9 protein-coding genes are annotated in these 11261 nt (G+C 62.6%); 2 read left to right on the forward strand and 7 right to left on the reverse strand.

Translation table 11 applies throughout. The features are described from left to right. Window positions 1-140: 140 nt before the first annotated feature. From EV580_RS23505 to EV580_RS23520, 4 genes are all read right to left on the reverse strand, one after another. A complete protein-coding gene (locus EV580_RS23505; protein ID WP_133694064.1) occupies window positions 141-380 on the reverse strand; it encodes a hypothetical protein in 240 nt (79 codons plus the stop codon). A 55-nt stretch (window positions 381-435) separates the two neighbouring features. Then, window positions 436-807 carry a hypothetical protein gene (locus tag EV580_RS23510; protein WP_133694065.1) on the reverse strand — a complete coding sequence of 124 codons (372 nt, stop codon included), beginning with the start codon at window positions 805-807 and terminating at the stop codon, window positions 436-438. 168 nt (window positions 808-975) lie between these two features. After that, window positions 976-1647, reverse strand: coding sequence for a DNA-binding response regulator (locus EV580_RS23515; RefSeq protein WP_133694067.1), 672 nt, complete (start codon window positions 1645-1647; stop codon window positions 976-978). Then, window positions 1644-3614, reverse strand: a complete 1971-nt coding sequence (locus tag EV580_RS23520; protein ID WP_166654849.1) for an ATP-binding protein — start codon at window positions 3612-3614, stop codon at window positions 1644-1646. Before EV580_RS23520 ends, EV580_RS23515 begins: the two co-directional genes overlap by 4 nt. A gap of 924 nt (window positions 3615-4538) precedes the next feature. Between EV580_RS23520 and EV580_RS23525 the strand changes: the two genes are divergently transcribed. After that, window positions 4539-4790 (forward strand): hypothetical protein, encoded by a 252-nt coding sequence (locus EV580_RS23525; protein ID WP_133694070.1) that lies wholly within the window; start codon window positions 4539-4541, stop codon window positions 4788-4790. A 43-nt stretch (window positions 4791-4833) separates the two neighbouring features. Here the strand turns inward: EV580_RS23525 and EV580_RS23530 are convergent, their stop codons facing one another. Both EV580_RS23530 and EV580_RS23535 read right to left on the reverse strand, forming a co-directional pair. Next, entirely contained in the window at window positions 4834-5511 is a 678-nt protein-coding gene (locus EV580_RS23530; protein ID WP_133694072.1) for a response regulator, read from the reverse strand. Further along, the gene (locus EV580_RS23535; RefSeq protein WP_166654850.1) at window positions 5495-7753 is read right to left on the reverse strand and encodes a sensor histidine kinase; all 2259 of its coding nucleotides are present in this window, start codon (window positions 7751-7753) and stop codon (window positions 5495-5497) included. The genes EV580_RS23530 and EV580_RS23535 overlap by 17 nt, the downstream gene beginning before the upstream one ends. A gap of 506 nt (window positions 7754-8259) precedes the next feature. Here EV580_RS23535 and EV580_RS23540 point away from each other — a divergent pair. Next, window positions 8260-8940: a response regulator transcription factor gene (locus EV580_RS23540; protein ID WP_133694173.1), complete on the forward strand. Its 681-nt coding sequence runs from the start codon at window positions 8260-8262 to the stop codon at window positions 8938-8940. A gap of 7 nt (window positions 8941-8947) precedes the next feature. Here the strand turns inward: EV580_RS23540 and EV580_RS23545 are convergent, their stop codons facing one another. Next, window positions 8948-10618, reverse strand: coding sequence for a DUF7159 family protein (locus EV580_RS23545; RefSeq protein WP_133694075.1), 1671 nt, complete (start codon window positions 10616-10618; stop codon window positions 8948-8950). Window positions 10619-11261 lie beyond the last annotated feature (643 nt).

Genomic DNA, 11261 nt, shown 5'->3' on the forward strand with positions numbered 1-11261 from the left:
AACGGACGACAGCCGTCGTATCACGGGTAGAACAGGTGCTCGTCAGTAGCTACTGCCATCGCGTCTGACTCCGGCCCACTGTCGACGGCCCCAACATCAGCGGCGGCACTCACAGCTCCTTTCCCGACGAAGCTCTGGCGCTAGGCCGAGCTGCGGCTGGTGATGTACAGGGGAAAGACCACCTCACCTAGCAACAGACAAGCGATGAACCACGCCACCGGCGTATTGAGCTGCAGCGACCCGAGCAATCCGGATACCGGAACACCCTGCCCAGCAGAGGTTTTCGCATCCGCATATACCCATGACGCCGTCGCGAACATGATTGCCAGGACCACACATAGGGCGACGAGCAGGCCACCTGCCTGACTCCTCGCGGGCATTGCTAGTAGCACCTCGTCCCCTCCTGCTGTCGCTGCTGTCGAACGGCTGTAGAGGTCATTTGTTGAAGTTCGACCACGTGACACCCTTTTCAACCGTCGATCCCGGGTTTTCCGCACAGTAGCTGTCCACTTCGTTGGAAGCCACGGTGACATTCATGATGTAGCTGCCTGCCGACGCACTGTAGTGGTGGCTGCCGGCTGGGTCGATCCCGTGAGCGGAGAGCAGGTCACTGACCGCATTGGTATTCGCCACGTACTGCGAAGGGTTCGTTTTCACCGAGTTGTACATAGAGCAACTCATTGCACTTATCAGCGAGCCTCCTCCGCTACAGGCGGTGACAGCAGCAGCCACCGCCGCGGCGATCAGGAAGTGGCCAACCAGTCGCGCCTGTGCAGCTGAACTTGACGTCATCAATCGGGCGATCACAGCGCGCACGGTAATGGGTCGCCGCACGGTCCTGGGAGACAATTCCGCCGAAATCCATCGAACGGATGACACGCCGCCGCCCTGCGCGAGCATTGGGACCTGCGGCTGAAAACATCCCCAGGTTCAACTGCTGTATTCAAGGTTGCTACGGGAGCGCGTCAGTACGCCCTAGAGATCGTCGACCACAATGATCGCGTCCTGGATCGCTCGCGCGACAAGGGCGGACTTGGTCGGGGCCGGGCGGCCGACCGCCGCATACTTCGCCCGGATGCGCTGCAAATGTGTGCGCACGGTGGTCGGCGCGATGTGCAGCTTCTGCGCGACCAGATCCTTACTCTCCGTTTGGAACCAGGCGATGAGGACCTCACGCTCTCGCGCCGCGAGCTTAGGCCGCCCGAAGTTGACGTCGTTGACGATCGCGCCCGCCATTTGTGGTCCCACGTAAGGCTCGTCGGTCCAGGCGGCCTTGACCGCATCGATGAGGTGCCGCTTCCCCTCAGACTTCACGAGGTACGTCACCGCACCCAGATCCAGGCATCGCAGAATGATCTCGTCGGACGACAGGTGGGAGTAAATCACCACGCGATAGCCGGCCGCGATAATGCGCTCGATCCCTTCGAAATCAGAACGCCTGCTTTGTAATTCGAGGTCGAAGATCACCACGTTGTGGCTAACTCCGGGCGGCTGTTCAGCGAGGAACTCCTCTGCCGAAAAGTACCCGCCGGCCACCTTGATTGGTGGATCCGCCTGCGAACACCACACTTTCACGGCTTCGTGGATCGCTTCATGGTCGTCGATGATGGCCACCGTCACCGGCGAGCACCCTTGCTGAGCGCTCATACGGGCTGCTCGCTGCAGGGTACTTCACATGTGATCCAACGGGTGTCGTCAGATGCGATCACCTCGACTCCAGCGCCCAGGCAGACCAGGTCGAAATCTAGATCGACGACATCACAGACCACGCTGCCGGTGAGCTTCGATTCCGCGGTCGTAACAACCACCCGGGCGTAGCTGTGCGCATGGGCCAGCACCCCGCCGATCGTCGCGAGCAGAGCGTTTGCATCGCGTGCGCTGACGTTGGCTGTCTGGGCGTCGATGTGTGCGGTGACGTCGAGGCCTCGCCCGGTTGCAGCGTCGACCACGGCGCGAATCGATTCCAGCCGGGGCGGTGTTCCGCCTCGAGCGGCATCGAAGAGGTGCCGGAGACGTTGGTTCTCGGTGCGGGCCTGCCTGCGCAGCTCCGGCGTCAGCGGCCGGCTACTGCTGAGCTCGGTGAGGACCGGCAGGAGCCGCTCGACCGTGCCGGCGTGGCGCGTCTCGTAATCATCGCGTACAGCCCGAGCTACTTCCGCGTCGATCATGAGCTGATCCCGGATTCGATTCTCGGCGTGGATGTCCTGCACATCCTGCTCGATGACGGACGTGCAGAAAGTAAGCGCGATCTGCGCCACCAGGAAATTGGCCAACCCGCACGCAATCGCCACAACCATGGATGTAGACGGAACACGCAGCAGGTCAATGGCGGCCGGGATCAGCCAGAAGAGCGCGACGATGGTTATCGCCCGAGGCGGCGAGAAGCGCATGAGTTGCGGGACAAGACAGAATCCGACAGCTGAAGCAGCCCAGTGCATCTCGGTGTGCAGCTGGCTTTCGTTCAGTAGCGCTGGCTGTACCAATGTGACGAATGCCAGCACAACAACGGCGACTGTAGAGAATCCCCAGCGATGCCAGATGATTCCGGGAATGGCTGCTAGCGCACAGAGGATCGCGATCGAAGCCAGAAGCCATTCAACCTGTGGGTGTGCCCCATGCGCTATCGACCACGGCGCGGCCACGACGACATTGACCACCGCATAACCCGTTGCAGCCAAGCCGAACACGACGCGGATTCGATCGATGAGACCGGCGGAGCCGTCAGCCGGCTCGCGCGGCTCCGGCTCTTCCGAGTCATCGGTCCAGGTCAATTCCACAACAGTTCCGCGTCCTGGCCCTGAACTAATGGCAGCCGTTCCACCAGCTCGCCGCATTCGCCCAATAATCGACTCGCTCAGGCCGTAGCCGTACCTCGCTTCATCGGCCGCCATGCCAATTCCGTCGTCATGGACGACTATTCGCGTGCACTCGATCTCCACCACGATCGCGTCCGCTTCCGCGTGACGCTCAACGTTGTTGAAGGCCTCGCGCACCGCTGACTGTACCGCGGAGGCAAGACTCCCGCGCAGCCACAGGTGGCGCCGGCCGCTAAATCGAACAGGGATCGTGACGTGGCATGCTGCGGAATGCATTGCTACGACTACGTCGACGCGGCGCAACGGTCGGTACAGCGGGTCCTGCAGGATTGTCAGGTCACGCGCCGCCTGCGCTGCCAGTCGCTCCCGTGCCGGTTCGTCGACCTCGGTTGCCAGCAACAAGGTGGCCGCTGCGGTGTCGTGAAGAGTCGCGAGATGTTCACGTTCGGCGGCGAGACGTTCAGCGGCCACCGTTGTGAAGAGCTGTGCCGAGATACGTTGCTGACGTGCAATATCCATCGCGGTGGTCAATTGGAGCCTTGCGCGGCGGATGAGGAAGGCCGCGAGCGCCACCACCGTGACGCCATACAAGTCGTCGGAGACGAACGGCGCCAGCCAGTTTGTCGCGCTCGCTTCGGCGATCGCATAGATGGCGGTCAGGCTCAGCCATAGCGGCACCGAAAGCCGGGCAGGCAACTCGATGACGATCGTAGCGACGGTCACGGTTGCGATCGCCTGTGCCGCGCCAGTCGCCACGCCCGCGCAGCCGTTCGCCAGCGGGATGGCGACGGCAATCAAAGCAGCCCAACTCCAGTCTGCGACAGCGAGAACGCGGCTTGGCGATCGCGTCACTAGCCGAGTAAGGGCCCAACAGGCAAGTGCCGCTGAGAGATACCTATGCCCATATCCGCACGTGCCAGGATCTGCGAGCATCGCAACCGTAGCTATCAAGTTGGTGCTGTTGCGCACCACCGTGCACAACCCTTTACGGCGGCGCAGGATCCGCCGCGGCGTTGAACCAGTGGTAACCGACATGTCGTGGATCGGCCGATAGTTACAGCCGCGCCTCATCCCTTCCCCCTCTAGAAGCGAACCGACCCACTGTGCTGGCCTGAGCGGAATATAGACGCAAATTTAATTATCGACAACGTAAGTTCACCTATGCGTGCAAGTCTCGGCCGATCGGAGTACAGGCGGTGTCAGTCGTTCGTATGACAGCGGCGCGCACATCAACCCGGGACAGCGCAAACGTCTTGCATTGGTCTCGATCGGCTCACGCAACAGCTTGGGGGCCGTAGGAATTCGGTGGTACAGGAGTGGCAATTAATGACGGCAGTGACGCGTCTCCTGTCAGTCGAACGTCTGAAACATTGCCCATAGCTGTAATCCGAACGTCCTATTGGACTCTGGCCACCTTTACCGATCCGAATGCCGTGCGTAATTTAGCCGTTATCGAAATATCTTTGGTAGTGAAATTAAGGCATGGGGTGACATTGGGTTGCAATCTCTGACGCGGCTTCGGCCGCCCCTCCTGCCATAACCCGCGCTGAGCGCAAATTCGTAGTCGCCTGTTGAAACACCCTCAGCAAGCGTCGATCGGACGGAACACTCCGATATCCGATTTCGCAAAATTGCGTTGACTTCACGGCGCATTCAGCACGCCCATAGGTCCGCGCTCATGGCTAATTAATCCATTCACAAATGTAACAGAAGGGAAATTAAATGGGGAAAGTCACACTGGCGATGGCCGCCTGCGCACTCATCGCAGGGGCGGTGGCTACCGCCGCACCGGCCGCCGCCGGCTGCAACAGCTCGTCGGTCAGCATCTTTGGTGGCGGCAGTCGGTGCGACGGGCCCGTCGACAGACTGGGGAACTTCACCCGATGCGACAGCGGCTACGGGATGGGGATAGGAGGATCGCGTTGCTACGTGGTCAACTTCGGCGACTCCGGACAGCCGCCGCACATTCCCTGATCGATTTGATGCCGACGCATCGCAATTGAGCGGACGCAGCCGATTAGAGTTCCTCGATGCTGATGATGCCGTCTTGGACAGCCCGGGCGACCAAAGCCGCCTTGGTGGGAGCGGACCTCCCCACGGCGGCATACTTGGCGCGGACTCTTTGGAGATAAGTCTTCACCGATCCCGGCGAGATGAACAGCTGGTGGCCGACGAGCTCTTTGCTCTCCGTCTGAAACCATGACAACAGCACTTGCTGTTCACGTTCGGTCAAATCGGGCCGGCCGAGGCGGCGGTCGTTGTTGATGGCGCTGGCCATTCGGGGACCGACGTACGGGATGTCCCTGGCAGCGGCGCGAATGGCCTCCAGAAGATGGTCTTTCCCCTCGGCTTTCGCGACGTAGGCCGTCGCCCCGATGTCCAGCGTCCGGAGGATGGCTTCGTCGCTTTCGATGTGCGAGAAGACGATGACGCGAAATCCGGTGGCGGCGATACGCTCGACAGCACTGAAATCCGGTCGGCGACTCTGTAGTTCGAGGTCAAGCAGCACGACATCTAGATCACCGACATTGCCGCCGCGCTCAGCGACGAATTCGTCGACGGCGGCGTAAGTGGCCACCACATGTACCGGTGGATACGCCTGCTGGCACCACGTCTGGATACCCGCGTGGATGGCGTCGTGGTCATCAATGACGGCAACGCGGATGGCGGGTGCAGTCTCAGCCGGCGAGGACATGGCTATGAGCTCCTTGGTGTGAGGGAATCTGAGAGACGAGCAACCAGATGGTGTTGTCAGCCTCGATGATGTCGATAGCAACACTAGGATCTTCGGAAAGCTCAATAGGCAGCGAAAGTCCATGGCACACAATGCTCACCGAAATGTCCTGAGCTGAGCAGCTAACGACGATCCGGGCGGCTTCGGTGGTATGTGCCATCACTTCTGCAACTGGCCGCAGCAATGCGTCGATCTCCGCGGGCGGGAGATCTGACAAGTCACCCGACAGGTCGACGGTCACTCCGACCTGGCGCGCTTCGGCGGCATCCACCAACGGGCGGACTGCCTGCATAAAGGGATGTTCGAACGTGGCTGCCTGGTCAAACAATGCGCGCATCCTTCGAGACTGGGCACGAGCGCGGGCTCGGAGGTGATCGTCGACGACGGCACCATCGCTGAGCGCTCGCAGTAGAGGGACGACATTGTCGACCAGCTGGGCGTACCGACGTTGATACTCGGCACGCAACGCACGTTCGACCAAGTCGCGCAAAGCAATGCGTTTGTGAGCGTGAATCTCAGCCTGTGCCGCGGTGGCCGACTCGCGCATCAATCCGTTGAAAGTGAGTGCGAAAAGTTGCACGCCAAGAATACTCGCGGTTCCGAGGCCGATGTTGACCAACGTGGCGCTCGTGGGATTGCAGATGAATTCGACTGCGGCACCGACGGACCAGTACGTGATGAGAATCCCTACCCCCTTCCGGGTTGAGAACCCGAGAAGCAGCGGCAGCACGCACCACCCGATCGCGCCTTGCGCCCAGTCGGCATTGCCGCCAACCATCGTCGGCTCCAAAATCAATCGCTGGATGATCAATATGATCATCAACGCTACGCCGGCAGGCCACACCAGACGTGTTCGGCTGGAACGGATTCCGGGGAGCGCCGCAAGCGTGCACGCGGCGGCCGCCAGCGCCAACGCCGCGTTCAGGAAACCGTGACCGGCCGTGATGACCGAGTGCGGAACGGTGAACGCCAGGTTGGCCAAGGCGTAGACAACCAGTGCGAGTCCGTAGCGGACGCGAAGCCGTTCGATTAACCTGTCGGGGTCGTTCGGCAGATCAGTTGCGGTGCCAGAAGACGGCGTGGGCCAACGGAGTTCAGTCTTCGTGCCGCGGCCGGGTGCGGAGGTTATCACCGCGGTTCCGCCGATACGTTGCATCCTTCCGAGTATCGAGTCCGTCACGCCGTGCCCAGTTCGTGGACGTGCAGGATCGAATCCAATACCGTTGTCGGTCAATGCAACTGACTGGTCAGTGACATTGATGATGACCTCGGTTGCCTCCGCGTGCCGATCGACGTTGTTCATCGTTTCGCGTACGGCAGCGATCACGGCCCTCGCGGCCTCTCCGCTCAGCCACAACCGGTCGCGGCCCTCGAAGCGGGCTGGCGTGGCCATGTGACTGGCGCAATTGCGCAGGGCGTCAACTAACTCTTGGCTCGTCGGCGGAGCTTCCCACGAGCTCTCGTCGAGCAATTGCAGGTCGCGGCGCGCTTGCGCGGCGAGCCGGTGCGGCGCCAGATGTCCACCCTGGCCGACGATCAGTAGTGTCGATGCTGCGGTGTCATGCAGCAGCGCTAGCTGTTCTCGCTCGTACTGCCGCACGGCATCACTGACTTGCTGGTTGAATTCCGCAGCTGCGCGTGCAGCGCGTGTCCGGTCGATGGCTGCCGCGATCCGCAAAAGCATGAATCGCAACAGCGCGGCCGTAGCCCATTGCAAGGCAAAGTAGTACAGCGCAGCCACCGGGCCAATATGCGACCAACCAAGAATCTGGGCGCTACCCCATGCATAGGCCGCAGCGACCCCGGCCGTCATGGGCAGGCTCACCGCGGCCGGAACCGACACGGCAAAGCTGACTACCGCCGTACCAGCGATGGCCTGTGGCGCACTGTTGGAGGCGTAGAACAACGGATCGGGAACAAGCGCGGGTATCGACACGCATACAGCCAGCACGAGCAAATAATCGACGGCCAAGGGGAGCCAGTGTCGAGAGCGCGTTGTAATGCGATAAAGCGACCAGCAGGCCAGTGCGGCCAAGAGCCACTCACCGATCGGCAGGGCCCTGGATCCGAGATCGACCAACGCGACCAGCGCGACGATGAGGTTGATCCAGTTGCGCATTAGAAGTCCGACCATGATGGCAGGTCGCAACATGTGACGCCGCGATGCGCTGAGATCGGGCGCGGGGCTGCCGAGGGCCACCATCAATTAGTCACCACCGGGGCACGACCCGCAATGGGTAGCGAAAAATTCGATTCGGGTAGTCGGCTTGTTGGTCCGCATGAATGTTGGACTGCAGACACTTGCTTTGCGGAGTGGCGCTGACCCCATCCACGACGTTCTGCATGGCCGTTTGGATCCGGCCGCAACGGGGTGCGGTGCGTGAATGCTCGCCGTATCAGAGTTCTCGCAACCATCAGCAGCGCTTGCCATTTCGACAGGCCGCGCGACTTCTCGCCGGCACCTCACCTACGCTCCGCGTTGATCAAATCACGTTTGTGATCGACTTCGCGCTCACTGTTACCGATCGCCGGCAGGCGTAATGGGTGAACCAGCGCTTCTTTGTCATACGTTCGACCGACAAGAATGGCAGAAATAGGGCGATGGAATGCAGCGGTCCCGTCACATTTGACGCTCCGATTGCGATTAAATTTCAACCGACGCGAGAATACGTTTGTCGGTTCGTCCGCTGCTGGAGGGGAAACAGCGCTATGCCGTCCGAAGAAGTGCACCTGCGGCCAGTCAGGGTCGCGGTCATCGACGACCATGATGTGGTCCACGCTGGCGTCGAGGCGTGGTGCGCCGATGCACATCCGCCCATCCACGTCGTCGGCAAATTCTCCGATCCCCGGCAGTTTTTCGCGAGCGAGGTCGCCGCACCAGGCGAGGTCGATGTCATCCTTCTCGACTTGCAGATCGATGGTCATCGCCCCGACTTCGACACCCTGCGAAAGCTCTGCGAGTCAGGCCAACGCATCATCGTCTACTCCCATCTCGTCACCGACGAAGTCATCCTGACGTGCCTGGAAATCGGGGCGGTCACCTATTTGGTCAAATCCGAGGGCAAGCTTCACCTCATCGAGGCCATCCACTCGGCTCATACGAGCACCCCATATGTCGGGCCGCGCATGGCGAAAGCGCTTGTCAATGACACAACACTGGGCCGGCTGAAGTTGTCGGACCGTGAGAAGGAAGTGTTGATCGCCTGGTTCCAGACCGAAAGCAAGGAGCTGGTGGGCAAGCGGTTGTATATCGCGCCGACCACCGTGCGCACCCACCTCCAGCGCGCACGGGCGAAGTATGCGAGTGCCGGACGTCCGGCTCCGACCAAATCGGCTCTGCTGGCGCGAGCGATCGAAGATGGAATCCTGAGCCTCACTGATCTCTACTGACCCGGCTTCAGGGCGACGGCACGACGGTCGTCGTCGGAGCTACCGGCTTGCCGCCGCCAAGGTTGGGCACGTGCACCTTCGGCAGCTGTAGCGGCGGAAGCTGGGGGAGCTTCGGCAGTTGCGGTACGGCAGGCGCTGGCACGGACGGGGCGGCCGCTGGCACGGACTCGGCCGCGGCCGGAGCTGCAACGGGAGTCGATGCGGGAGCCGGGGCCGTCGACACCGGGGCCGGTGGCGGAGCCGGTGCTGCCGTCGCTTTGGGAGTGGTCGTTGTCGGATGGACTGTCGTGGTCGTTGTCGGAGCGACCGTCGTCGGATCCGCCGGTGCGGCGGGAGCCACCGTCGTTGTCGGAGCGGTTGGCGACGGATGCGCCGTGGCCGAGGGAGCGGGAGAGGACGTAGACGAGCTGGAGTCGACGGCCGCCGGCTCGGGATTGGGCGACGTCGGCTCTGTCGGGCTCGGCGGCGTCGGTTTGGCCGAGTCGGAATCGGGACTGCTCGACGTCTGGGCACCGCCCTGCGCAGGTTGAGGCGAACCTGCGGCTCCCTCTGTCCCAGCGGCGGTCGTCCCATTCGACTCGCCGTCCGGCGGCGACGGATTCGGGTTGCGCGACCTCCACGGCCCCGGCGGCGGTGGATTCAGATTGATCGTGACGTCGGGCCATTGCACCTGAAACGTTGGCCCCTTCCAACCCGGCTGGTTTGGAGCGGGAGCCGCCGGATCCACTGGCGGTGCCCCAACCGGCTGGGCGATAGGGGGGTCGACTGCGCCGTTCGCATTGCCACTGCCAGGGCTTGATCCGCCGTCGGAACCTCGCGACACCGGTGCGTCCGAAACGTCGGGTGTCGCGGCGGGTTGGGGGCTGGGGGCCGGGCTGGGGCCAACTGGCACACCGATCGGGTTCGGGCGCCACACGTCATCGCCGGGAATGGGGTACACCTTGTTCCCTGTGGTCGTGTTGGGGACGGGCACCGGCTTCTCTGCAGCAGTCGGCCTGATCCCGATCGCGACGGTTACTGCCAAGGCAGAGAATCCGACGACAACCACCGCGGCGGCGGCGCTGCCCAATAACAGCACCCGCGGTCGGCCGAGCGGCTCATCGCTTTCCTCGTCGTATTGGCCGATCCGGCTCAACGGTGACATCGCGCTCTGCAACGGCAGCGGGTGATCGCTGTAGTCGGCGCCCGGCAGCAGGGGGATGGAGCGCGACGAGTCTGCTGCTTGGGAGTACGCCAGATGCGGGCCGAGCTGGGGACTGAGCGCCGTCGGTGCCAAAGGTCCGGTCGACGACGCCATTTCGGGGCCGAGGCCCGCCATGACCGTATTATTCTGCGCCGTCACGGACTGGTCGGATACCCGGTCGGTGGCGGTACCCGCCGCATCGCGTGCGGTCGCAAACGCGGGGAGCAGCGCGGTGTCATGGAGGCCCGCCTCGTCGAGTGCTTCCTTCAATGCGCCGAATTCCCGGCCGGACCAACATACCCGGGTTGCCAGTAGTCGGTGGCCACCGTCAGTGAGCATCCGGTCGGTACCGATGACGGTGGTTGCCAACTCGCCGACCGGGTCGGCCGACAGTTCTAGAAAGAACTGATCGAGGACTGTCTCCTGGTTCGAGGCGTCGAGGAGGGCCAGATCCGCGCGAGCACCGCTGACTGACACGCCGAGAACGAGCTCCATAGCCTCTACCTCTCGGCTCCCCAACGGTCAGCGCGGGCCATTCATCGACGTCCCCCGCGGCTTGATAACGGCCCGGTCATCATGACACTTACGAATTGGTAACAGGTATCGGCCGTTCGGATGACGTGTGGCGGTGAATCTGACTCAGGTCGCGCGGACAACGAATGCCAAAGCGGCGATCACGATTGTCAATGCCAGGTAGATGCAACTGATGGCGATGGCAGCTCGAGCCAAACCCGCTCCGCCCTCCGGCGAGCGCCTGATCCTGCTGCGGGCCGCGGCGGCCACGGGGATGGTTAGCCAAAACACCACCGGCCCGAGCGCCAGCGAGGTGACAAAGGCGACAACCGCCAGTCGATTCAGCGGGGGCGATGGTGGCGGTGCCGCACCCACCACCGGTACTGGAGAGACTGGCTGTCGTATCGGAGAATTCATCGGCGGGCTGACGGGCATCGCTCGTGGCGCCCCCGCCGTGTAGCCCGCACCGAATCGGCTGGGCGGCAGCTGCGGATCAGGCAACTCGGCTCCTGCCCATCATCACTCCCCACCGCTGGCCCGAACACGCCGCGACCTCGCCGCGCCATCGCCCCTTTGCCGCGGGACAGGCCCATCGTCATGACGCGACGGCGAGCGCGGCAATCGT

This window comes from Mycobacterium sp. BK086, assembly GCA_004362315.1.
Taxonomy (GTDB): domain Bacteria; phylum Actinomycetota; class Actinomycetes; order Mycobacteriales; family Mycobacteriaceae; genus Mycobacterium.